The sequence below is a fragment of the Maribacter sp. UH1 genome, assembly GCF_056839145.1.
In genome coordinates this window covers 3,308,598-3,332,348 of record NZ_CM166387.1, presented here as the reverse complement: position 1 = coordinate 3,332,348, position 23,751 = coordinate 3,308,598, and the positions used below count along the sequence as shown (strand labels likewise).

Here is a 23,751-nt window from a genome sequence, read left to right as displayed (position 1 = left end):
GATATCATAATAACTACTAAAAAGTCTCCTCGGAGGCTTTTTTTTTATGTAATTTTGACAGGTTCTTAGGTAATTTGGTCGAAAAATCAAGACTGGAATACCTTTTGCTCTTTAACAGCATCGATTACAATTGTCGATTATAAAATATTTTGAAAGCTATTCTAGCTAATATATTAGTCAGAAAAGCTTCAATTCTAATAGATTAAAATATATGAGTTTCATTAATTCCATCCTAAAGGCATTCGTTGGTGATAAATCACAAAAAGATGTAAAGGAATTACAGCCTTTAGTAGACCAGATAAAGTCGTTCGAATCAAAATTAGAAAGTCTTAGTCATGACGAACTTAGACAGAAAACAATAGATTTCAAGAAGGCTATTCAAGAATCTATCAAAGAAAAAACCGATCACATCAGTGCTTTGGAAGAAGAGGTAAAGAACTCTACAGACATTGATAAAAACGAAGACATTTATACAGAAATAGATAAGCTAAAAGAAGAAGCTTATACAATTTCTGAAGAGACTTTAAATAAGATATTACCTGAAGCTTTTGCCGTAGTAAAGGAAACTGCTAAGCGTTTCGCCAATAACGAAACCCTAGAGGTGACAGCATCAGAATATGACAGAACTTTGTCAGGTTCTAAAGACTATGTTACTCTTGAAGGCACCAATGCAATTTGGAAAAATTCTTGGGATGCTGCCGGTAAAGAAGTTACTTGGGACATGGTGCATTATGATGTACAGCTTATTGGTGGTATTGCCATGCACCAAGGTAAAATTGCAGAGATGCAAACGGGTGAAGGTAAAACCCTAGTTGCAACATTGCCGTTATACTTAAATGCTTTAAGTGGTAACGGTGCCCATTTGGTAACTGTAAATGATTACTTAGCAAAAAGAGATAGTGCTTGGATGGCACCTATATTCCAATTTCATGGACTTTCTGTAGATTGTATTGATTACCACAGACCAAATTCTGATGGTAGACGTGCAGCTTACAATGCGGATATTACATACGGTACCAATAATGAATTCGGTTTTGATTACCTAAGGGATAATATGGCGCACACACCAAAAGATTTGGTACAACGCCCACATAATTATGCCATGGTAGATGAGGTTGATTCTGTATTGGTAGATGATGCCCGTACACCATTGATTATATCTGGTCCGGTACCAGAGGGTGACCGTCATGAATTCAATGAACTAAAACCAAAGGTTGACGAGATCGTTAGAAAGCAACGTCAGCATTTAACGGGAGTTTTGGCAGAGGCTAAAAAATTAATTGCGGAAGGTGACACTAAAGAAGGCGGATTCTTATTATTAAGAGTTTACCGTGGTCTACCAAAGAACAAGGCATTAATTAAATTCTTGAGTGAAGAAGGTGTTAAGCAATTGCTTCAAAAAACAGAGAATTATTACATGCAAGACAACAACAGGGAAATGCCGGTTGTTGATGAAGATTTATTGTTTGTAATCGACGAGAAGAACAACCAAATAGAATTGACCGATAAAGGGGTTAATTATATTTCTGGTGAGCAGGATAAAGATTTCTTTGTGATGCCAGATATTGGTGGAGAGATCGCCAAAATTGAAAGTCAAAATCTTGAGATTGAAAAAGAGGCAGAATTAAAAGAAGAGCTTTTTAAAGATTTCACTATTAAGAGTGAACGTATACATACCATGAGCCAGTTGTTAAAGGCTTATACCCTATTTGAAAAGGATACGGAATATGTGGTAATGGATAATAAGGTAATGATCGTTGATGAGCAGACCGGTCGTATTATGGACGGTCGTAGATATTCTGACGGATTACACCAAGCAATAGAAGCCAAGGAAAACGTGAAAATTGAGGCATTAACTCAAACTTTTGCAACGGTTACTTTACAGAACTACTTTAGAATGTATAGTAAGCTTGCCGGTATGACAGGTACGGCGGTTACGGAAGCTGGTGAATTCTGGGAAATCTACAAGTTAGATGTAATGGAAATCCCAACCAACAGACCTATTGCAAGAGAAGATAAAAATGACCTTATCTACAAGACAAAAAGAGAAAAATACAATGCCATAATTGAAGAAGTAACCAAAATAAGTAACGCAGGCAGACCTGTTCTTATTGGTACAACTTCTGTAGAGATATCAGAATTATTATCTAAATTATTAAGTGTTCGTAAAGTACCACATAATGTACTGAACGCTAAACTTCATAAGAAAGAGGCAGATGTAGTTGCAGAGGCAGGTAATGCCGGTGTAGTAACTATTGCAACCAACATGGCTGGTCGTGGTACGGATATTAAATTGTCTGACGCTGTTAAGAAAGCAGGCGGACTGGCGATTATTGGTACGGAAAGACATGATTCTCGTCGTGTAGATAGACAGTTACGTGGTCGTTCCGGACGTCAAGGAGATCCAGGAAGCTCTCAATTCTATGTTTCATTAGAAGATAACCTAATGCGTTTATTTGGATCGGACAGGGTTGCCAAGATGATGGATAAAATGGGCTTGGAAGATGGTGAAGTTATTCAGCATAGCATGATGACCAAATCTATTGAGCGTGCTCAGAAAAAAGTTGAAGAGAACAACTTTGGTGTACGTAAGCGTTTATTGGAGTATGATGATGTTATGAACGCACAACGTGAAGTTGTTTACAAGAGAAGGCGCCACGCATTACAAGGAGAGCGTTTAAAGCTAGATATTGCTAATATGGTTTATGATACCTGTGAGGTTATCGTAGAAAGCAATAAAGCTGCTAGTGATTATAAGAATTTAGAATTTGAATTGATCAAGTACTTCTCTATTACGGCACCGGTAGATGAAGCTGAGTTTGGCAAATTGTCCGCTCAAGAAATTACAGGTAAAATTTATAAGGCAGCATACGAACATTATAATGCTAAGATGGAGCGCAATGCCGCTGCAGCTTTCCCAGTAATTAAAAAGGTACATGAAGATAATGCCAATAACTTTGAGCGTATTGTAGTTCCTTTTACTGATGGTATTAAAAGTTTGAATGTAGTAACCAACCTTCAAGAGGCTTACGATACTAATGGTAAGCAATTGATTACGGATTTTGAAAAGAACATCTCATTGGCTATTATAGATGATTCTTGGAAAACACATTTACGTAAGATGGATGAGTTAAAGCAATCGGTTCAATTAGCGGTTCACGAACAAAAGGATCCTTTATTGATTTATAAGTTCGAAGCATTTGAACTTTTTAAATCCATGATAGAGAAAGTGAATAAAGATGTTGTTTCTTTCTTGTTCAAAGGAGAATTACCTTCTGAAAATGCTAGTGCTATCCAAGAGGAAAGAAATGTTCAACGTAAAGAGAATTTACAGACTACAAAAGAGGAAATTCCTAATAGTGATGAATTAGCGGCACGTAGTAGAGCAGTTAGTCAAAATCAGGCTGAACGTCCTGCAGTTACCGAAACTATTACAAGGGAACAACCAAAAATAGGAAGAAATGAGCGCGTTACCATTAAAAATGTAATGAGTGGCGAGAGTAAAACGGTAAAGTTTAAACAAGCAGAACCACTCTTACAAAATGGATCATGGGTTTTGACTCAAGATTAATATAGACAACATTATAAGTTTTAAAAAAGGCATCCAAATAGATGCCTTTTTTATTTACTGTTTATAACAAGCTATATATAAACGAAATAGCAACTAATTTGCAATTGAATCTTTTTTCAAGATTATGTATTGAATTGTCCAATTAACAGTTCATTTCATATTTTTAACCATTATTTAGGCAAAAAAAATATGTAATTCAGAAAAATAATGAACGTTTTTATCATACTTAAGTAGAAAATACTAGTATAATGATAAAAACATAATTAGATTTACATTACGTAATTCGTATGTTTTCTAGTACATAAATAATATCTATGCCCGGATTTACCATTGACAAAGAACGTCTACAGGATAAAACCAAACTATTTTTAAGGGTAAATTATACCACAAGCATCATCTCCATCCTTTTTGGAGCTTTATGCTATTTCTTTTTGAACATAACACAAGTTATACCCTTTGCACTTACTGGCTTTGCTATTTTAAACATTATCAATTTACTTTACTTCAGGTCTCATAAAAAAATAGTACCAACATTTAATTTCTCATCTATTATAGGTTTAATTACCGCTGTAGTAGTAACCGTATATAGTGGTGGTATTCATAGTCCATTTATATTCATGATTCCGTTAATCGCCTTTGGTGGGTTTGTAAACAGTACTAAATATGGTAGGGTATATTTTAATATTATAACTATTCTTATTCTATTGGTTTTTACGCAGAGCATACCTGAATTAAGCATTACAGAAAATTTAATTCCAGAAGAATCAAGCTCGGTCTTTAGTTTGGTTTCCGTTTTATTCGCTGTATTTATTTTAGGAAACACCTTAGGAAAAACACTTCTAAAAACCTATAATGCCATGTACAGTTCTAAAAAGGCATTGGCAAATCAAGTACACGAAAAAGAAAATCTTTTAAAAGAAGTACATCATAGAGTAAAAAACAATCTACAAACAGTTTCCAGTTTGTTAAGCTTACAATCTAGAAATATAGAAACCGGACCAATGAAAGGTCTTTTAAAAGGTACTCAGAATAGGGTAATTGCCATGGCTATGGTTCATGAAATGTTGTATATGCGTAATGATATTAGCCATATTGAATACAAATCTTACGTTCTAGAATTAGGTGAATATTTAATTCGTTCTATAAAAGGAAATGATAATAATGTTGACTTAAAAATTGATATTCCAAACATAAAATTAGGTATAGATACCGCCATTCCATTAGGACTTTTAATTAATGAAACATTGACCAATGCCTTAAAATATGGCATTGAAAGTGATAACGAAGGTGAAATTAGTATTAAGCTTCAACAGGATACAGAAAAAGAAAACTGTTATATCCTAGAAATTGGTGATAATGGAATCGGCTTCCCAGAAACCATTAATTATAAAACTACTAAATCTTTAGGTTTAAAACTGATTCACAATCTTACCCGCCAATTACGCGGAACAATAGAACGCGATAATTCTAAAAAAGGAACTAACTACATCATCAAGTTCCAAGAAATCAAGCAACAACTATCTCCAGTTGCTTAAAGCAATATTCTATATTCACTACTTATACTTGAAAGGTAGAACTTAGTCCTAAATTTTATTTGATAAATAATACCATCACTAATAAAGGATAGTGAATTGTTTTATTTTGGTACGTATATAAGATAGATATAGTAATTTGTTATCTTATACCGTTGTTACCTTGCATTTAATCAAAAAATGATACAAAAAGTCAAATATTCAATTTCCGATTTACAAAATTCCAGCGATGAAGAATTAATTTCCTTGGTTTACGATAAAGCAACGGAATTATATTTGGAAACTTTTGGAGAAAGTTTGGATAAAGCAGATTCTGCAATGAGTGATTTACTAGCGACTTGGGTTTTGGAATCGGAAGTTCACAACGGTGGATTTGACCAATTTTTTCATAATAATGGGCTTGAATACGGTTATAATGCTGCGAATGGACTTAGAAGAATTGCGGCAGATAATTATTTGTTGGTAAGTGAAAAGGCGATTGAGGTATTTAAAAATCAAAGTGAGGAATATCAAAAGAAAAGGAATCCGGACTTTAATCCTCTCGATGATGAGTTTTATGACCTAGAAGGACTTGAAAAGCGAAGAATTGAATACATACGTAGCAACTACGTAAAATTTGTTGTGGAATAAAAATGTATGTTAACTAAACGTAATACGGACCTTAGGGTAAAACCGAAAGATCCGTGTATACCTTCCTACCGGCAGGCAGGTTTATAAAGCCTCTAATCTCGGTAGCTATCGTGAATGGATTTAGCTTTAAACAAGAAGAATTAAAACTTGATAATAAGCTTTATCTTCGTTCGTAGACAGAAACGAAAAGTTTCCTTAATAGCTTACAAAGATTAGCTAAAACGTTGTAAATCATTTAGAAAATTTAAATATGATTAAAAACATTTTCACTTTTATTTTTATTGTCACGTTTTCAATACAAGCCTTTTCTCAAAAATGTGAGAACTCTATTGACCCATTTACAAACGAACAAGTTATTTCATTTAATTTTAATCAAAAGTCAGTTTATTTTGAGATTAAAGAAGAAAAGATAGTCTTTGAGGTGATTTTCAGTTATTGGGGTGAAAGAGATCATGAATTTATGGAAGGAACAGAACTACTGTTTAAACTTGAAAATGGAACAAAACTTGAATTAAAAACAATTAGAAAATCTTCTCCAAAAATTGAAAATGTAACATCTTCAAGTGCGTCTGTTTTATTCCCCAGATTTGGAGCAGGTGGCACTTCTTCAACTACGGAAAATTTCACTAGTTATAGTTTCACTTTTACTCTAACTCCTGAGGAAATAATCAAATTGGCGGAATCACAAATTGAGATAATTAGAATTCCTGAAACCGATAATGAAGGATATGTTGACTTAGAAGCTAAAGGAAAAACAAAGAGGAAAGTAAAGGCAATCAATAAGGGAGCTATTTGTTTAAGCGAAAACTTATAATCCAATAAAACTTTTTTCAACAAAACTTAAACTTAATGCGGACTTTAGGGCAAAATTTAAAGTTCTGTATATACCTGCCTGCCGGTAGGCAATAAGCTTTAGCTCAAATCTTCACATACATTTAAAGAACCATAAGAATTAAGATTAATATCCCTCCTATATTTATAATATAAAGAACTGTTGAATTTTATTGAGATTATTATAGAAGTTTAAGAATTAACCTGATTTAATTATCTCAATAATAGCTTTTAATATTTCTGCTTATACTCTCAATTTCCTAAGATCCAAACTTAAAACGTATCTAATTAATTAAAAGTTTGGTTTACAGTCACCCATAATTTCTGAGGCTTTAGTTATATTTAAGGTAACTAACTCAAACAACCTCTTTATGTTCCGTAAGTTACTACTTGCAACCGCAATAACCTTCGCTGTCTTGCTTTCCGTCAACGCCCAATCCTTAGAAGGTGATGGTCCACATTCGCAATTGATCATTAGAGGCGTTATGCTTATTAACGGCAACGGTGCACCACCACAAGGTCCTATAGACATAGTGGTAGAAAACAATATTATTAAAGACGTAAAAGTTGTTGGCTACCCTGGTGTAGCAATCGATGATTCTAAAAGACCGCAATTAAAAACAGGCGGTAAGGAACTAGATTGTACCGGCATGTATTTAATGCCCGGTTTTATTGATATGCACACACATATTGGCGGTGATGCCCAAGGTGCAGACCCTGATTATGTATTTAAACTTTGGATGGCTCATGGTGTAACTACCGCCCGTGAAGTTGCTGGTAGAGGTATTGATGTCACCCTTGACTTAAAACGCAAAAGTGAAAAAAATGAAATTATAGCTCCGCGTATTATATCCTACACAGCCTTTGGACAAACCAGTAAATCTTTTAATCCGTTAAATGATATTCCGATATCTACCCCTGATCAAGCAAGAGAATGGGTACGTGCCAATGCTAAAAAAGGTGCTGATGGCATCAAGTTTTTTGGAGCAGAACCGGCAATTATGGCAGCGGCATTAGACGAGAACAAAAAATTAGGACTAGGCTCTGCTTGCCACCATGCACAAATGAGTGTTGCTCGTTGGAATATTTTACATTCCGCCAGAGCAGGGTTAACCTCTATGGAGCATTGGTACGGACTTCCAGAAGCTTTGTTCGATGATAGAACGGTACAAGATTTTCCGTTGGACTACAATTACCAAAACGAACAAGATCGCTTTGAAAATGCAGGTAAATTATGGGAACAAGCTGCAGAACCTTATTCTGAGCATTGGAATAATGTAATGAATGAACTATTAGAACTTGATTTCACCTTAGACCCAACTTTCAATATCTATGAGGCTAGTAGAGATTTGCAGCGAGCTAGACGAGCTGAATGGCATGAAGATTATACATTACCATCTTTATGGGAGTTTTATCAGCCTAGCAAAGTATCTCATGGATCGTACTGGCATGATTGGGGAACGGAACAAGAAGTTGCGTGGAGAAAAAATTATAAACTTTGGATGACCTTTATCAATGAATATAAAAACAGAGGCGGTAGAGTAACCACAGGATCAGATTCCGGATTCATTTTTCAATTATACGGATTTGCCTATATAAGAGAACTGGAATTAATGCGAGAAGCTGGGTTTCATCCTTTAGAAATTATACAATCTGCAACATTAAAAGGTGCAGAGGCATTAGGAATGGATGACAAATTAGGTTCGGTAACCATAGGCAAATTGGCAGACTTTGTCATTGTTGAGGAAAATCCGCTACAAAATTTCAAAGTATTATATGGTACGGGAGCTATAAAACTTACCGAGGACAATGAGGTGGTTCGGGTTGGTGGTGTAAAATACACCGTTAAAGATGGAATCATTTATGATTCCAAAGCACTACTGGCTGACGTAAAACGCCAAGTAGATGAAGCTAAAGCTAAAAGCAACTATACTATTAAGCAGCCTGGCGTTAAAAATTAAAATTTACGCTTGTTTACAGGTACTTTAATTGGACGTACTTTTTTTTCGTTTTTTGAAGTAAAAGCAATAGTTGCAATAACAATAAGTGCTGGTATTAAAATTGAAAGTATCATCATAATTTGAAATTTATAAGGTGCTTCATTGCACCTTTTAATATATGGCAAAGATTATGCCAACTTACCGTATGATTTCTTTGTAGCGAACGCCAATTCTTTGTTAATTCTAGCATTTGCGTATCTGTACAAACGCGCTACTGACGTTTCATCAGTGATCTCAATCGTTTTTTCGTTGCCAGTATTGTCAGAGCTATCAGCCAAAACAACACCCACTTCAGTAGTGTTAATTTTATCATCTGTCAGGGGAGTTTGTGCCAATGCTAATGCTCCGGCGAAAATAACTATCAGTAAGGTGAATATTGCTTTCATATTGTAATATTGAACAATATAAAAGTAGTTTCAGGTCAAGGATAATGCCTCTTCCCCTCGCTAAACTGCTATAATTTTCGGCTAGCGTAAAAATCTGTGACGAATAGACAGAAAGTGTCGACGAATGGTTTTTGGTCTAAAAACAGCACACCGATTTGAAGTGTATTTAATCGATATTTTTGAGTACGTGAAATTTACGACACCCCTATAATTGGGCTCTAAAAGCAACTATAGAAGTGGAAAACAGAATTCATTATAATGAAGTAAATATTCCTATTTTTTGTTTCTACCACGTTTACCGTAGTTCTTATCTCCACGGGTCTTTGGTTTAGTGTATTTCTTTTTAATAATACGTTTATAAGAACCACCTTGATTTTCTTTCTTGTTCTTATCGGATTTTTCATGAAAACTTGCTCCACGTTCCTCTTCATTTATATTAAGCGGATTTTCACGCTCTCTATGCTTTGGTTGCTCATCAAAAGTAAGTTGAGTGGCAATTTCAACTCCGTCAGGCAAAGGTTGTAGATTTACCTTATGCGACATCAACTCTTCTATAGCGTCTTTTGCTTCTTCCTCTTTGGGTGTATACATTAAAATTGAAGTACCTTCTTTCTCTGCCCTACCCGTTCTACCAATTCGGTGCATGTAGTTTTCTGGATATGTTGGCGTATCAAAATTAATAACATGGGATATCTCTTGTAAATCCAATCCACGTGCCATAACATCAGTAGTTACCAAAATACGATTCTTACCCTCGTCAAACTGATTTATGGAACGTAGTCTATAATTCTGTGTTTTGTTGGAGTGTATTATACAGATTTCTTCACTGAAAAATTCTGCCAACTCTTTAAACAGTAAATCGGCACTTCGCTTACTTGAAACAAATACCAAAACCTTATGGTAGGTTTCTTCATCTTGTAACAAGTTGACCAACAAATTTACTTTTGTATAAAAGTTAGGTGTGGCGTAGCCATATTGGGTAATATTCTCTAAAGGAGTTCCACTAACGGCAATGGCAATTTTTTGAACGCCGGTAAAGAAATCGGTAATGAACAATTCAATATCGTCGGTCATCGTGGCAGAAAACATAATATTCTGTCTCTTCTGTGGTAATAGTTCGAAAATATTTACGAGCTGAAACCTAAAGCCTAGATCAAGCATAACATCGACCTCATCAATTACCAGCTTCTTCACTTGTTTTAATTGAACCGCTTTGGTAAGAATTAAATCATACAATCTTGCAGGTGTTGCTACCAGAACATCTGTACCCAAAGCCAAAGCTTCTTTTTGACGCAACATACTCTTACCGCCAAATACACCAAGAATGCGAATACCTGCATATTTAGCCAACTTCTCCGCCTCTTCCACTACTTGTACCACAAGCTCTCGTGTAGGTACTAGAATAATCACCTTAGGGTGAATATCTTTAGAAAACTTCAGTGTATTTATAATAGGAAGCAAATAAGCAAAAGTTTTACCCGTACCTGTTTGTGCAATACCAACAACATCACTACCGCTCATTACTATAGGAAAAGCTTTTTCTTGAATGGGAGTAGTATTTTCAAAACCTAAATCATCAAGAGCTTTTTCTAAGTTTCTAGATATTTTTAAATCGGTAAACAACGGCATAACAATCACTTTTGTATTTCAAGTGCAAAGCTATGTTGATTAGTTGACAAATTACGTATAGTGAGAGATTTATCGGTAATTAAGTCAAAAGTAACTATGAAAGCTAAAAATATTAAAGGAGTTTAAAGTTAGACTTTTAAAATACGTCTACTTTTTCCTGTGGATAAATAAAGAACCGAACCTAAAATGGGTAGAAATAGTACAATTAGCAACCATGTGATTTTACCGTCATTCTTAAATTCATGACGCGCTATATCAACTAAACAATACACCCAAACAAACAGCGCTGCAATTAAAAAAGTTTGCCAAAAACCTAATGTAAATGAAAAATCTGCTGGTATATTCATAATTGCCTGATTTATAAAAATGACTATGCCATAAAGTTATAAAAATTAATACCATATAAATTACTAAATTTCAAATAGAAAAGTATATCCTTAATTAATGAAATTACACACATACCTATTCGTATTTATACCTTTTATATTTTTTAATGAATTAGCCGCCCAAGCAACTAATAAAACATATGACGAAGCTATTAACATCGCCATTGAAAAAGAGTATCCTGAATACCACACCGCCCTTTTAAACATATTAGATGATTTTGAAAAGGAATTGATTTCCAAAAATATAATTGCCGATGGTACTTATAAAAACTATGTCAGCCTATTAAACGAAATAAGTAATGATAGTACCTATGAAATAGTAAGTGATTTTGCTTTGGGAGATTCTTTAAAGATAAATGCTATGCACTATAAGTATAAACTCGCCAAAACTATGAAAACGGTGCCATTAATACAGTATAGAAATGAAGCTCAGCCAAAAAGCATACTATTTAATCAGCGAGCATCTGAAATTACTAAAGAAAAAGGAAAATTCAACCGTTCAGATTATGCATCACTATTATTAGAGGTCTATGATGAAGAAGACTTTCAACTACCAACAATACGAACACAACTGTATCGATTTCTAGACCCGAATACAAATCATATACGCTATATTAACATTGGTCAACCTACCCATAGGAAATAGAATTTTATACTTGAATCCATCGGCTTTAGTTCTTGACTTATCAGCACAACTTGTATCCCATTTATTTTAATCAAAATTAGCTGTGAACATCCTCTTACCACCAACATAAGTCTCCAAAACTTTTACATCTTTAATAGCTTTAGGATCAATCTGAAAAAGATCATCATTTAAAATTACGAAGTCCGCCAACTTGCCTACTTGTAAAGTTCCCTTCACCTTTTCATCAAAAGAGCTGTAAGCAGCATCTTTTGTATACGCAATTAATGCTTGCTCAACATTTATCTTTTGTTCAGGCACCCAACCATTAGGGTTTTCACCATCTAAAGTTCTTCTGGTAACAGCTGCATATATACCATACAAAGGGGAAGCTGGCGCCACAGGCCAATCACTACTGAATACTAAAGTGGTATTGGCATCTAAAATGGATTTAAAAGCATACGTTGTCTTTATACGGTCATGACCAATAAGTTCTTCTGCCCACCTACCATCATCAATAGCATGGTAAGGTTGCATACTTGTAATAACGTCAAGTTTAGAAAATCTTTCAATGTCTTCAACAGCCAAGTGTTGTGCATGTTCAATTCTTAGTCGTCTGTCCCGTTTGCCATTTTTGACTACGACACTATCAAAAAGATTTAATATGGTGCTGTTCGCCAAATCACCTATGGCGTGAACGGTAATCTGCAGTTGCTTTTTATCGGCGTTTAATATCCAATTATTTAAACTATCCTTATCAACAATGAACAAACCCTTATCGGTAGGCTTATCTGAATACGGTTCTTTAAAGGCTGCAGTGTGCGAACCTAAAGATCCATCTACAAAACCTTTCATAAGTCCATTCTTTAACCATTTGGAGTCATTCTGATCTTTAGCTACTGTTTTCCAATACTTCAAGGGATCGGCAGTATATACTCTTACCTTGAATTGATTCTTGGAATTCATTTTTTCCAAAATCTCATAACCGCCCAAACTATCTACATCATGTATCGTAGTTACCCCTTGTGAAACCAAATAATCTTGAGCAGCACTAATTGCCTTTTCCTTTTCTGCTTTTGTTAATTCTGAAATTTTATTAAGTACCAAGTACATGGCTTCACTTTTAAGAATACCGGTTGGCGTTCCATCAGCATTTTTAACAATTTCTCCATTTTCTACATCAAGACTATTTTCATCTATACCTGCAATTTTGAGAGCTGCAGAATTGGCTAAGATCATATGCCCGTCCATTCTATAAATAGCCACTGGGTTATCACCCGTATATTCATCTATCCAATCTTTATTGGGTAATTCACCTCCCCACAAGGTATGATCCCAATTCCCCTCAACTATCCATTGACCCGGTTCAATTTCTTTAGTAAAGGCGGAAATTCTTTCAATAAATTCTTGCTTTGTACTGGCGTCTCTTAATTGCACACTTAAAAGACTATTACCTCCCATTAACAGGTGCACATGAGTATCAATAAACCCTGGTGTAATAAACTTTCCTAGTACATCTTTAACCTCAGTAGCTGGGCCTTTAAACTTTTGAATATCATCTAAAGTGCCAATAGCTAAGATAGTATCTGCCCTAATAGCCATAGCCTCGGCTTTTGGAGCATCAGTATCTCCCGTCCAAATATCAGCATTGGTAATTATTAAATCTGCTTTTACATTATTCTTACTACAAGAGCAAACAAGTATAACATTAACCAACAAAAGGAATAGTTGCTTTTTCATGCTATTAAAGGTAGAAAAGTAAAAATGTATTTGTTCGCATTTCTGCTAACAATTATATATTATTAATTCCCTTCTTTTCGTAACACCTGCAGTGGCGGACTATTTAATACTCCTCTACTATTCATTAAACCGATTGCCAAGACTAGAAATGTAATACCCGGTAATACCACCAAAAATGGCACCCAAGATGGAACAAACGGAGTATCAAAAACAAAATAAGCCAATAGGAAACTACTTAGTAAAGAAAGTACTACTCCTACTCCAGTACCTAAAACACCTAAGAACAAATATTCCAGAGCATTAATTTTTAAAATTTGTTTACTCTGAGCACCAAGTGTTCTTAGTAAAACACTTTCACGAATTCGTTGGTATTTACTGTTACGAACAGATCCTATCAATACAATGATACCTGTAAGAATACTAAAGAATGCCATAAAAGATATGACCCATGAAATTTTATCTAAAATATCTTCGACCAAGGTTACTACCTGTCTTAAATCTATGATAGAAACATTAGGGAATTTCTTTACCAATTCTCGCTGTAAACCTGCGGATGATTTTTTATCTGGGGCATTGGTAGTCACCACATGAAACTGTGGCGCATTCTCTAAAACTCCCTTTGGGAATACAATAGAGAAATTGAGTTGCATACGTGCCCAATCTACTTGACGAATATTACCTACAACAGTAGTCATAAGTTTCCCTTGCACATTAAATACCAGCGTATCACCAATAGTGACTAAAGCATCATTTGCCACATTATCTGCCAATGAAATAGGAATTACCTTTGCATTAGAATCCGCAGAAGGTATCCACTCCCCTTCCAATAATTTCTCCGAACCAATCATAGAATCCCTATAAGTAGTTCTAAACTCATGGTTTAAAATCCATTTGTTCATTCGGGTGGTGGTATCTAATCGTATATCATTTACATTCCTATCTTTAATACGTTCCATTCGCATGGTAACAATAGGAATATTATCTATTACAGGAAACCCCTTGGGTGTTATGGTGTTCGCTACGGCATCACGCTGATCAGTTTGTACATCGAACAAAATTAAATTCGGACTTTCTGCACTTGCTTCAAAAGAGGTTTTGGCAAGAAGAAAATCTTTCGTAAAGTATAAAGTACTAATTAAAAACGTTCCAATACCTATGGCTAAAATCAACACTACGGTCTGATTATTTGGTCGGTATAAATTCAACAAACTTTGTCTTGCGGCAAAACTCCATGATTTAGGAAAGTAGCGTTTTATCAATCGCATAAATAGAATCGATACTCCCGCCAAAATTGAAAATGTTACCAATATACCCGCAACAAAACTCAATGCAAACACCCATCTACCCAATAACCAAAAGGCGAATAAAAATATAAAAAGTACTACAGCAACGATTACCCAAATTTGGTAAGGTCTAGCTTTCTTACCAGTATCTTCTTGTACACGTAGTACTTGTAACGGAGATACAAACCAAGTATGTATTAATGGAGATAAAGCAAATAATACGGACATACAAACACCAAGTAACAACCCAACGAATATGGCTTGAAATGAGGTAGATATCTCAACTTGAAAAGGTAAAAACTCTTGTAATATAAGTGGAAAGGTCTGTTGCAACAACAATCCTATAATAGTACCTTTGAGTCCGCCTAATAATCCCATACCTGCAATTTGAATCAGGTATATTAAAAAGGTTTGTTTTCTTGTAGCACCCAAACATTTTAGCACTGCTACCGCTTTTAATTTCTCTTTTATATAGATATGTACAGAGCTGGCAATACCAACGCACCCTAAGAGGAGTGCTATAAATGCCACTAGGTTTAGAAAACGACCTACATTATCATACCTACGACCCAAGCGCTCGCTTGTATCTGTATGGGTATCCATATCTGCATTTTCAGCATCTAATAACGGATCAACATCTTTACTTAAAGCTTCTAAATCTGCTTTATCACTATTAAAGTAATAATTATACTTTAAACGACTACCACGTTGTAAGAGTCCGCTTTGTTCCATAAAACGAAAAGGGACAATAATGGGTGGCGCGGCAGTAGCACCAATGCCTGTACTTCCTGGAGCGGTAATTAATGAGCCAACAATAGGGAAAGTAACATTACCAAGTTTTACACTATCGCCAGGTTTTAAATTGTATTGCAACATTGCAGTAGCATCAACAAGCGCCCCACCTTTTTCCAAATATTCTTGTGCAGCCGTGAGCGGTTCTGTTTCTAAAGCTCCATAAAAAGGAAAAGCGCCCTCAATGGCACGCACCTGAACCAATTTTGTTGTCAGACTTTTAGGGAAAGCCGCCATGGAAGCAAAATTGACTTCTCGTGCATTATATCCGCCTAAAGAATCCATCAATTCCGTTACTCTTGCATTTGCCGGCTGATTGCTATCGATAAGAAAATCCGCACCCATAAGTGCTTTAGACTGTAGACCGATATTATCTTTTAGGTTATCACTGAAAGATTGAATTGACACCACCGCGGCAATACCAAGAATTATGGAAGCCATGAATAACAGCAAACGTTTACCGCTAGCCTTTCCATCGCGCCAAGCCATTTTTAATAACCAATTGAATGGTGCCTTTGATGTTCTAAGTGTTGTACTCAAGATATTGCCGTGGTTTCGTTGATTACTATTTTACCACCTTTAAGTCGCAATACATGTTTATTCAAATTGGCCAACTCTAAATCATGGGTGACAATAACCAAAGTAGTTCCCATTTCTTTATTCAAATCAAATAAAAGCTTAATGACCTTTTCCCCGGTTTCTTCATCTAAGTTACCTGTAGGTTCATCAGCAAAAAGTATAGAAGGCTTATTAGAAAATGCCCTTGCCAAAGCAACTCGTTGCTGTTCACCGCCAGATAATTGAGATGGATAATGATCATGACGATCACCCAAACCAACCTTGTTTAAAAGTTCCATTGCATCTTTAGAAGCATTGGCAGCTCCTTGTAATTCTAAAGGAACACTAACATTTTCTAAAGCCGTTAAAGTGGGTAGCAATTGAAAGTCTTGAAAAATGAATCCTACCTTTTCATTTCTTAAGAGTGCACGTTGATCCTCATTTAGAGCACTTAAATCTTCCCCACATAATTCTATGGTTCCTTCGTTTATTTCATCTAATCCGGCGCATAGTCCTAAAAGAGTGGTTTTTCCACTACCAGACGGACCAACTATTGCAAAAGTGTCACCTTCTTCTATTGAAAAAGAAATATCATCAATAACTGTCAAATTCTTAGATCCGCTGGTATACGTTTTCTTTAGATTATGTACGTTTAATATCTTTGTCATAAATCATTTTGGTACAAGACAACAAAATAAACAAATGATTTGGAATCTAATAAGTTAAGACTATGTTGAAAGTATTAAAGTTTCGTTATTTTTTAGTGGTGTTGTTGTTCGTTGGATGTGGAGAAACACCAGAAAAAAAGCAAACTGACACCCAAACCGAAGAAGTTAGTAGCCCGGAAAAAGAAGCAATTTCTGCCGATGACAAAGTGATTTTGTTCTACGGAAACAGTCTTACCGCTGCGTATGGCTTAGATACCAAGGAAGGGTTCCCAAATAGAATACAATTAAAGTTAGATTCTTTAGGTCTAGATTATAAAGTAATTAACTCCGGATTGAGCGGAGAAACCACCTCTGGAGGATTAAATCGTTTGGATTGGGTACTAAATCAGCCAGTAGATATTTTTGTTTTAGAATTAGGTGCGAACGACGGATTGCGAGGTATACCCATTACAGAATCGATGAATAATTTACAATCGATGATCGATATGGTCAAAGAAAAAAATCCTGAAACGCAAATTATATTGGCAGGTATGCAAATACCACCAAATATGGGTGCAGATTATGCTTCGCAATTTAAGATGATGTACCCTGCATTAGCTAAATCTAATGATATAGCGTTGATTCCCTTTTTATTGGAAGGTGTTGCCGGTATCTCTGAATTGAACTTAGAAGATGGAATTCACCCAACTGCAGAAGGACAGAAAATAGTTACTGAAAATGTATGGGAGGTTTTAAAAACTATCGTTTTACCTCAAGGGGGAATGGAGGTAACCGAAAAACTTGTAGAAGATATAAACTAGGCGAAAGAAACCGTTCTTACTCTTACCTTAAAAAGTAAGGCACGTTTAATCCTTGCATTTTTGACTTTGTAAAACCTTGCAGCTGTTTGGAAACCATGAGTGTTTACGTCAGACTTAATTGTTACATCTGCCATGGGCATAACAATGGTCTGTACTTTCGTGTCTGGTAACTTCGATTGTGCTTGGGACTTGGTTCCCAAACAGATAACAAGGAATAAAAAAATAATTGTACGCATAATAAAGTAGGTAAATTTGGTTTATAGATAACCAGCTACTCGTAAGTAAACGTATTTCAAATTCGACAAGAGGTACAGTTTTTACGATGAAAAGTTTGCTTTTCGATGTACTACCAATTTTTGTAGTCCGTTTTCCTACAAAATTTTCTTCCATTAGACACCGAATTTGTGCAGTTCATCGAATTAATAAGCTTTTTCCTACAAAAACAACTTTGTATCCTATAATAGGACTACAAAAAGTGAGTTCAAAAATGAGAATTGACTTTGGTTGTTAGTTGTTAGTTGTTAGTTGTTAGTTGTTAGTTGTTAGTTGTTAGTTGTTAGTTGTTAGTTGTTAGTTGTTAGTTGTTAGTTGTTAGTTGTTAGGAACAATAAAAATTTAGCTTCGCTAAATTTTTATTGAACTTACATCATTTAAACTCTATGACTTATTTTGCCACTTATTACTTTCAACCTTTTACTTCGTACTTCTTACTTAATACTCTTTACTTCATACTTCATACTAAAAGACTAAGCCATTTTAGGTTTGTTCGCTTTCGTTAAGAAATTCAAATCTCTTTTAATTCTTGAGTTTTTGAATTTGTACAATCTAGCTACTTCAGTATTCGTATTTGCTTTTACTTCAAATGCTGTTTCAGTAACAATGCTCATTTCAATAGTTTCAACCTTTACTTCTTCAGTAGAGTTCTGTGCTTGAGCGGTGAAGCTTAAAAAGATGATGAAGATTGTTGCTATTATTGTTTTCATGACTTGCGTTTGTTACAATAATAGAACGCCGCAGGCCTTGTTTTACTAGGTGATGAATCGCTGAAAAACCCCTAATTCTCGTTAGTTGACACAAGTTCGGTTTAAGTGTAAAATCGCATCGATAAATGACACAAGCCCCAAAATCACCTTATCGATATTAGGTGTCGTTAACCGAGAAATTGACTTTTAAAAAAATAGAAAAGAGAGTAAAGAATAGAGAAAATAGAAGTTGGTTGTTGGTTGAGTATAAATTTAGCTTCGCTAAATTCTCTTTAATAACAACACCGCATAAGAGTCTATTCTCTATACTCTATCTTCTATTTTCTATATTTCCGACTTAATACTTAATACTTAATACTTCCTACTTCCTACTTAAATCTAACTTCAATAACACATTAGGATCAGGGCAATTCTCTTTATAAAAAGATAATTTTGCTTCTGCACATACACCCGGGTAGTCACCTTCGTTACCTTCTAAATCTTTTATAATTTGAAAATGTAGATGTGGGGCATAGTTCACATTAATATCGGGAGTACCTAAAGTTGCAAGTACTTCTCCAGCTTTAAAGTCTTTCCCTATATATAGTCCTAATAAAGAATCCACGGCTAAGTGACCGTATAAAGAATAGAAAGTAATATCATTTAAAACATGTTCTAGAATAATAGTTGGCCCATAATCACCAACGGATGTATTATTTTTAAAACTATGAACTTTTCCATCTATAGGCACCAATACCTTTGTACCTGCAGCACACCAGAAGTCCAAACCCAAATGAATATTTCTTATAGGTTTACTATTAGAAGTAAAACCTTCTTTATCACTATATAGGTTTCTATGTTCTAAATATCCGCCGTAGGCAATAACACCTTTTTTGCTTGTAAGTACATTGTCTATATAATTTTGACAAATAGTATAATCCGTAATATCTAAATTCAATAAATCTTTGTTCTCTTTAGAAAGATCAAGAGTCACGTATGCGTCTGCAGGAATAGCAGTATCTAAAATACAGATAGTTTCTGCCGAGTAAGATTCAAGAGCGTGAAGTAAAGTGTTCATTTATCAAAAATATAATTTCCTTTAATGGCGTTAACATTTTTTAACCGTTTTCCTCGTAAGGTCTTTGTAAATTACCTACAAATTGCTAAAAGAAAATTGTTATGAAATTATTACAAATCACTTTATTGGCCTGTGCTACCTTGATTGCCACCAGTTGCCAATCTAAAGTCAGGAAAAATACCATTTCCGAAAACTCGGAAATCATGGAAACCGAACATGAAGAAATAGAAGAAGAGTTAAAATTGAGTCCGCAACAACTAAGCAAATATGAAACTGCATATTTTGCCAGTGGCTGTTTTTGGTGCGTTGAGGCTATTTTTGAAAGTGTGAAAGGAGTAAAAGAAGTAATCTCTGGATATGCCGGTGGTGAACAAAAGAACCCCACATATGAAGAAGTTGGTTATGGAAAAACAGATCATGCAGAAGCTGTAGAAGTTTACTATGATCCCAATGAAATATCTTTTACTCAATTGGTGCAAGTATTTTTTGGTTCTCATGACCCTACACAATTAAATAGACAAGGTCCAGATCGTGGTAGGCAATACCGCTCTATTGCCTTTTATAAGAACGATGAGCAAAAACAGATTATTGAAAGTTATATGAAGGCACTTACAGATAATAAAGTGTACGATAACGATCCAATTACCACAGAAGTTGTACCTTATACTGTATTTTATAAAGCCGAGTCATATCATCAGGATTATGAAAAGAACAATCCTAACAACTCATATATAAGAAATGTATCTATACCGAGATTAAATCGATTTAAAGCAAACTTTGGAGATTATCTGAAGAAGAGTGCCCATTAAAAGATCTCCCAAGAAATTTCTATAAACAAGCGCCCCAAAAGGGGCGCTTTTTTTATGCACTGGTCAATTTAATAAACCGCACAATCTATTGGTATATACAGTAATTACATGCTTGTTTTAATTTTATCATATCTTGTTCCCTAAAACGAAGTACTATTAATCTTACAATATTTAAGAAAATAGTGTGTTTACATCATAGATACCAACTATTTATTATGAAATGGACTATTTATCTTTTACTTCTTTTAGGGCTAGTGTCTTGTAAAGAGGGGAATAGTAAAAAAAATTCTCAAGTAACGCCGGTCTCTTATATTAATGATTCTCCTACCCTAGATGGTAGAGCTATAGAAAACTATTGGAATTTATTGGATTGGAAACCCATAGATCAAAATTGGATTGGCGGTCCTTTTGACCATGACGATTACAACGGTAGATATAAGATTGCATGGAACGAAGACGGACTCTATATTTTATTGGAAATCGTTGATGATACCATTTTAGACAAAACGGAAGATCCATTAACACTTTGGTGGAACGACGACTGTGTTATTGTTTACGTAGATGAAGATAACTCTGGAGGTCAGCATAGATTTAATCATAATGCATTTACCTACCATGTAGCCTTAGATGGTAATGTTGTGGATTTAGGAGTTGATGAAAAACCTACTTTGTACAATAATCATATAACTTCTAAACACCAAACAGAGGGTAATACTACCTATTGGGAAATGTTTGTAAAGGTCTACCCTGGTATCTATAATGATGAGCCTAACATAAAGCCTGTTGTGCTTAAAGAAAATAAGAAAATTGGTTTTGCCCTAGCTTATGCAGATAACGATAGTAGCGAAGAGCGTGAGAATCTTATAGGATCCGTATTTGTAGCTGGAGAAAATAAAAATATGGGGTGGATAGATGCAAATGTTTTTGGGACTCTACAATTGGTAAAATAACTACTGCAGTACTACTTCGCTATAATCTGATGTTATTATAATAGATTTATTACTATTATTATTTAAATGATGTCCCTTATAAATAGTTGTGTTTCCATTTTTAGTTTCTATCATCTGTAAACCTTCTGGCATCTTTAATGTTGAAGAATTGCCTTTTACATAAATATTGGTAGCTACTTTTGGTACGGTAACATTCAACTCGCCATTTTTTACACTAACATCCAACTCTTTAAAATCGTTACCCAATTCAAGAACGTGTACAGCACCAAAATCATTTTTTATAAATGCTTTGTTGAACAATTTTTCTATAGTAACATCAGAAAATGTTGCCTGCAATTGTAATTGAACTACTTCTGACAATGAAATTTCTTCCGAGTACGAAGTACTTAACTGCCCATAGTTCCATTTTTGAACACTAACTGGTGTATATGCTGCAGAAACAGTCGTTTCTTCTCCATCAATTGTAACTGCCCAAAGGCTTGAATGCGAAAGGTTCGCATTCAAGTTTTTGGTGTTTTCAGCTAATTTAACCTCGCCATGGCGTACATCCATCTTAATTCTAGTGGATTTTGGTAAGCTAATTTTAATGGTTTTCTTAATCTTAAAATTCTTTTGTTCGCCTTCGTTAGCGTAATAAAATATATTCGGTGAATTTGCATTAGAATGAATAATCATGCTACGCTCGGCTCTTTCTTCTTGTATTTTTTCTCGTCGCTCTTGTAACTTCTCTTCTCTTTGCTCTAATTTTTCACGACGTTTTTCCAATAACATTTCTCGCCTTTCATTATAGGCTTCCATTCTTTCTTCAATTGCTTCACCCCTTTCTTCCATACGCTCCGCCCATTCCTCTAATCGCTTTTGATGTTTTTTATCAAAACTCTTTTCAAAATTCTTTTGCCATTTTTTCATGTAGTCATCACCATCTTTTTGATATGCCTCATAATCAAATGTAAAGGCATCCGTTAATGGCAGCGGTGGCATTTCTGGAAAGGGAGCTATCTCTGGAACAGTTACCACAAATGATGCAATCTCCGGAACCTCTATGTGCATACCGCCATTATCAAAAACGTGATCTGAATCAAAACTGGCAAAAAAGTCGTTATTCTTTGACTTAGAAGAAATCTTAATTTCCTTACTATTCCCCAATATTTCAATAGGGCTATTTTTAAAGTAGTTTTCAGCTTCCTCTTTAGTTGCACCTTCTAGGGTGATAGTGGCCGAAATGGCCACCTCATCCTTATCCCAAGTTTCAAATTCAATATCGGCATAGCTGGTATTGATATTTACTACAGCATCTTCTGCCACAATAAATCGTTCTTGAAATGTTTTACTTTCTTCTTGCGCCAAAAACGACGTAGAAGTTAATAGACCTAATGCAATGATGAGTTGCTTAGATACTGTTGTCCATGATCTGTTCATTTTTTGATAATTTTAATTCGTTTAACTTTCTTTTTAATTTCTGTAATAATTGTAATCGCAATTGTAAATTCTCTATCAGTGCCGTAATAGTTTGATCATTAGGTCCTAATTCTTTTAACTCTGTATTCAACGTCTTGTATTCTATATTTAAATTATTAAGCTGCTCCATAAAACTGTCTACCAACTCTTTGGTGTCTGGTGATACTTCTAGCTTTGCCAATTCCATATTAATATGGGCAACATAATAATTCTCTACCTTTTTTAAATCTGGTGAAAGATCACCGAAAGTAAATTCAGATTTCTGTTCCTCAATAGTATCGGCATCAACCACAGTTTGTGTATTATCATCATTATTAGTAAAGTATAGGAACCCAATTCCTAAACACATGATTACTGCTACAGAGGCTGCGATCTTAAACCAACCTCTCACGGGTTTACGTTCTACTGGCATGGCTTCTTCCAGTTTTTTTAAAAAACGTTCTTCATGACCATTTTTAATGGTATGCTTTTGCTTTTCCCTATCTTTTTTGAACATTTCCCTAAGATCCTGTTCCATATTTTTTACCTTTTAATAGTTCTTTTAAATGTCCTTTTCCTCTAGACAATCTAGTTCTACAGGCAGATGCAGAAATATCTAATACCTCAGCAATTTCTTGGTGATCATACCCTTCTACCAAAAACATGAGTACCACGTATTTATATTTATCCTGTAATTCATTAATAGCAGATCTTACTTGTTCAATTGTTATTGTTGCCGGTACATTCCAATTATCATTTTCTGCAACAACCTGCATATAACTATCATCTAAAGAAACCTCTTTATCTTTTTTAGATTTCAGAAAATCGATACTCTTATTCACCACTATTCTTTTTAACCAAGCTCCAAAAGTGACATCACCTTTAAATTGATGAAGTTTTTCAAATGCCTTTATGAAAGATTCTTGTAAAATGTCTTCGGCATCATCTGCATTTTTCACAAATCGCATTGCAACAATGTACATTCCGTCACAATACTTCCTATACAACTGCAACTGGGCAGCCCGGTCGTTTGCTTTACATTTCTCTACGACATTGCTTTGAAACATCGGTTAAATTGATTGGTTTT

At 34.9% G+C, this 23,751-nt stretch carries 21 protein-coding genes; 9 read left to right on the top strand and 12 right to left on the bottom strand.

The window, feature by feature from the left end; genetic code table 11:
• The first annotated feature begins 211 nt into the window (after positions 1-211).
• From secA to UH1x_RS14470, 5 genes are all read left to right on the top strand, one after another.
• Positions 212-3,571, top strand: a complete 3,360-nt coding sequence (gene secA, locus UH1x_RS14490; protein WP_482622524.1) for a preprotein translocase subunit SecA — start codon at positions 212-214, stop codon at positions 3,569-3,571.
• A 314-nt stretch (positions 3,572-3,885) separates the two neighbouring features.
• Positions 3,886-5,106 (top strand): sensor histidine kinase, encoded by a 1,221-nt coding sequence (locus tag UH1x_RS14485; RefSeq protein ID WP_482622522.1) that lies wholly within the window; start codon positions 3,886-3,888, stop codon positions 5,104-5,106.
• A 177-nt stretch (positions 5,107-5,283) separates the two neighbouring features.
• Positions 5,284-5,733 (top strand): DMP19 family protein, encoded by a 450-nt coding sequence (locus tag UH1x_RS14480; protein WP_482622520.1) that lies wholly within the window; start codon positions 5,284-5,286, stop codon positions 5,731-5,733.
• Positions 5,734-5,983: 250 nt separating this feature from the next.
• Positions 5,984-6,547, top strand: coding sequence for a hypothetical protein (locus tag UH1x_RS14475; protein WP_482622519.1), 564 nt, complete (start codon positions 5,984-5,986; stop codon positions 6,545-6,547).
• A 388-nt stretch (positions 6,548-6,935) separates the two neighbouring features.
• Complete coding sequence (locus tag UH1x_RS14470; RefSeq protein WP_482622518.1) at positions 6,936-8,525, top strand: amidohydrolase family protein; 1,590 nt, start codon at positions 6,936-6,938, stop codon at positions 8,523-8,525.
• A gap of 167 nt (positions 8,526-8,692) precedes the next feature.
• On the opposite strand, the gene UH1x_RS14465 is transcribed toward UH1x_RS14470, so the two are convergent.
• The 3 genes from UH1x_RS14465 to UH1x_RS14455 form a co-directional block, all read right to left on the bottom strand.
• Entirely contained in the window at positions 8,693-8,950 is a 258-nt protein-coding gene (locus UH1x_RS14465; RefSeq protein ID WP_482622517.1) for a hypothetical protein, read from the bottom strand.
• A gap of 273 nt (positions 8,951-9,223) precedes the next feature.
• Positions 9,224-10,579, bottom strand: coding sequence for a DEAD/DEAH box helicase (locus UH1x_RS14460; RefSeq protein WP_482622515.1), 1,356 nt, complete (start codon positions 10,577-10,579; stop codon positions 9,224-9,226).
• Positions 10,580-10,707: 128 nt separating this feature from the next.
• Positions 10,708-10,926 (bottom strand): PLDc N-terminal domain-containing protein, encoded by a 219-nt coding sequence (locus UH1x_RS14455; protein WP_036157916.1) that lies wholly within the window; start codon positions 10,924-10,926, stop codon positions 10,708-10,710.
• Between the two features lie 97 nt (positions 10,927-11,023).
• Between UH1x_RS14455 and UH1x_RS14450 the strand changes: the two genes are divergently transcribed.
• The gene (locus UH1x_RS14450; RefSeq protein WP_482622513.1) at positions 11,024-11,611 is read left to right on the top strand and encodes a hypothetical protein; all 588 of its coding nucleotides are present in this window, start codon (positions 11,024-11,026) and stop codon (positions 11,609-11,611) included.
• A gap of 66 nt (positions 11,612-11,677) precedes the next feature.
• Here the strand turns inward: UH1x_RS14450 and UH1x_RS14445 are convergent, their stop codons facing one another.
• The 3 genes from UH1x_RS14445 to UH1x_RS14435 form a co-directional block, all read right to left on the bottom strand.
• Positions 11,678-13,327 (bottom strand): amidohydrolase, encoded by a 1,650-nt coding sequence (locus tag UH1x_RS14445; RefSeq protein WP_482622512.1) that lies wholly within the window; start codon positions 13,325-13,327, stop codon positions 11,678-11,680.
• Positions 13,328-13,389: 62 nt separating this feature from the next.
• Complete coding sequence (locus tag UH1x_RS14440) at positions 13,390-15,891, bottom strand: ABC transporter permease (protein ID WP_482626511.1); 2,502 nt, start codon at positions 15,889-15,891, stop codon at positions 13,390-13,392.
• A gap of 47 nt (positions 15,892-15,938) precedes the next feature.
• Entirely contained in the window at positions 15,939-16,628 is a 690-nt protein-coding gene (locus UH1x_RS14435) for an ABC transporter ATP-binding protein (RefSeq protein ID WP_482622510.1), read from the bottom strand.
• 62 nt (positions 16,629-16,690) lie between these two features.
• On the opposite strand from UH1x_RS14435, the gene UH1x_RS14430 reads away from it, so the two are divergent.
• Positions 16,691-17,428, top strand: coding sequence for an arylesterase (locus UH1x_RS14430; RefSeq protein ID WP_482622508.1), 738 nt, complete (start codon positions 16,691-16,693; stop codon positions 17,426-17,428).
• Here UH1x_RS14430 and UH1x_RS14425 read toward each other — a convergent pair.
• The 3 genes from UH1x_RS14425 to UH1x_RS14415 all read right to left on the bottom strand — a co-directional run bounded on the left by UH1x_RS14425 (position 17,425) and on the right by UH1x_RS14415 (position 19,468).
• Entirely contained in the window at positions 17,425-17,664 is a 240-nt protein-coding gene (locus UH1x_RS14425) for a hypothetical protein (protein WP_482622506.1), read from the bottom strand. The two genes, UH1x_RS14430 and UH1x_RS14425, sit on opposite strands and share 4 nt — an antisense overlap.
• A 510-nt stretch (positions 17,665-18,174) precedes the next feature.
• The gene (locus tag UH1x_RS14420; RefSeq protein ID WP_036152995.1) at positions 18,175-18,411 is read right to left on the bottom strand and encodes a hypothetical protein; all 237 of its coding nucleotides are present in this window, start codon (positions 18,409-18,411) and stop codon (positions 18,175-18,177) included.
• 361 nt (positions 18,412-18,772) lie between these two features.
• Positions 18,773-19,468 (bottom strand): peptidoglycan DD-metalloendopeptidase family protein, encoded by a 696-nt coding sequence (locus tag UH1x_RS14415; RefSeq protein WP_482622504.1) that lies wholly within the window; start codon positions 19,466-19,468, stop codon positions 18,773-18,775.
• Positions 19,469-19,569: 101 nt separating this feature from the next.
• Here UH1x_RS14415 and msrA point away from each other — a divergent pair, with 101 nt between their 5' ends.
• Positions 19,570-20,277 carry a peptide-methionine (S)-S-oxide reductase MsrA gene (msrA, locus tag UH1x_RS14410; protein ID WP_482622503.1) on the top strand — a complete coding sequence of 236 codons (708 nt, stop codon included), beginning with the start codon at positions 19,570-19,572 and terminating at the stop codon, positions 20,275-20,277.
• A gap of 215 nt (positions 20,278-20,492) precedes the next feature.
• Positions 20,493-21,227 (top strand): sugar-binding protein, encoded by a 735-nt coding sequence (locus UH1x_RS14405; protein WP_482622501.1) that lies wholly within the window; start codon positions 20,493-20,495, stop codon positions 21,225-21,227.
• Here UH1x_RS14405 and UH1x_RS14400 read toward each other — a convergent pair whose 3' ends face one another.
• The 3 genes from UH1x_RS14400 to UH1x_RS14390 are packed head-to-tail and all read right to left on the bottom strand — an operon-like array spanning position 21,228 to position 23,731.
• Positions 21,228-22,646, bottom strand: coding sequence for a hypothetical protein (locus UH1x_RS14400; RefSeq protein ID WP_482622499.1), 1,419 nt, complete (start codon positions 22,644-22,646; stop codon positions 21,228-21,230). It lies immediately after the preceding gene.
• Positions 22,618-23,202 carry a hypothetical protein gene (locus UH1x_RS14395; RefSeq protein ID WP_482622498.1) on the bottom strand — a complete coding sequence of 195 codons (585 nt, stop codon included), beginning with the start codon at positions 23,200-23,202 and terminating at the stop codon, positions 22,618-22,620. Before UH1x_RS14395 ends, UH1x_RS14400 begins: the two co-directional genes overlap by 29 nt.
• Positions 23,186-23,731, bottom strand: a complete 546-nt coding sequence (locus tag UH1x_RS14390) for an RNA polymerase sigma factor (protein WP_036152982.1) — start codon at positions 23,729-23,731, stop codon at positions 23,186-23,188. The genes UH1x_RS14395 and UH1x_RS14390 overlap by 17 nt, the downstream gene beginning before the upstream one ends.
• Positions 23,732-23,751: the final 20 nt, after the last annotated feature.

Coding starts and splice junctions, on each gene's coding strand:
- UH1x_RS14405 (WP_482622501.1), top strand. CDS start 20,493: ATGAAATGGACTATTTATCTTTTACTTCTTTTAGGGCTAGTGTCTTGT.
- UH1x_RS14440 (WP_482626511.1), bottom strand. CDS start 15,891: ATGGCTTGGCGCGATGGAAAGGCTAGCGGTAAACGTTTGCTGTTATTC.
- UH1x_RS14470 (WP_482622518.1), top strand. CDS start 6,936: ATGTTCCGTAAGTTACTACTTGCAACCGCAATAACCTTCGCTGTCTTG.
- UH1x_RS14395 (WP_482622498.1), bottom strand. CDS start 23,202: ATGGAACAGGATCTTAGGGAAATGTTCAAAAAAGATAGGGAAAAGCAA.
- UH1x_RS14425 (WP_482622506.1), bottom strand. CDS start 17,664: ATGCGTACAATTATTTTTTTATTCCTTGTTATCTGTTTGGGAACCAAG.
- UH1x_RS14485 (WP_482622522.1), top strand. CDS start 3,886: ATGCCCGGATTTACCATTGACAAAGAACGTCTACAGGATAAAACCAAA.
- UH1x_RS14390 (WP_036152982.1), bottom strand. CDS start 23,731: ATGTTTCAAAGCAATGTCGTAGAGAAATGTAAAGCAAACGACCGGGCT.
- msrA (WP_482622503.1), top strand. CDS start 19,570: ATGAAATTATTACAAATCACTTTATTGGCCTGTGCTACCTTGATTGCC.
- UH1x_RS14480 (WP_482622520.1), top strand. CDS start 5,284: ATGATACAAAAAGTCAAATATTCAATTTCCGATTTACAAAATTCCAGC.
- UH1x_RS14430 (WP_482622508.1), top strand. CDS start 16,691: ATGTTGAAAGTATTAAAGTTTCGTTATTTTTTAGTGGTGTTGTTGTTC.
- UH1x_RS14400 (WP_482622499.1), bottom strand. CDS start 22,646: ATGAACAGATCATGGACAACAGTATCTAAGCAACTCATCATTGCATTA.
- UH1x_RS14420 (WP_036152995.1), bottom strand. CDS start 18,411: ATGAAAACAATAATAGCAACAATCTTCATCATCTTTTTAAGCTTCACC.
- secA (WP_482622524.1), top strand. CDS start 212: ATGAGTTTCATTAATTCCATCCTAAAGGCATTCGTTGGTGATAAATCA.
- UH1x_RS14415 (WP_482622504.1), bottom strand. CDS start 19,468: ATGAACACTTTACTTCACGCTCTTGAATCTTACTCGGCAGAAACTATC.
- UH1x_RS14435 (WP_482622510.1), bottom strand. CDS start 16,628: ATGACAAAGATATTAAACGTACATAATCTAAAGAAAACGTATACCAGC.
- UH1x_RS14465 (WP_482622517.1), bottom strand. CDS start 8,950: ATGAAAGCAATATTCACCTTACTGATAGTTATTTTCGCCGGAGCATTA.
- UH1x_RS14475 (WP_482622519.1), top strand. CDS start 5,984: ATGATTAAAAACATTTTCACTTTTATTTTTATTGTCACGTTTTCAATA.
- UH1x_RS14445 (WP_482622512.1), bottom strand. CDS start 13,327: ATGAAAAAGCAACTATTCCTTTTGTTGGTTAATGTTATACTTGTTTGC.
- UH1x_RS14455 (WP_036157916.1), bottom strand. CDS start 10,926: ATGAATATACCAGCAGATTTTTCATTTACATTAGGTTTTTGGCAAACT.
- UH1x_RS14460 (WP_482622515.1), bottom strand. CDS start 10,579: ATGCCGTTGTTTACCGATTTAAAAATATCTAGAAACTTAGAAAAAGCT.
- UH1x_RS14450 (WP_482622513.1), top strand. CDS start 11,024: ATGAAATTACACACATACCTATTCGTATTTATACCTTTTATATTTTTT.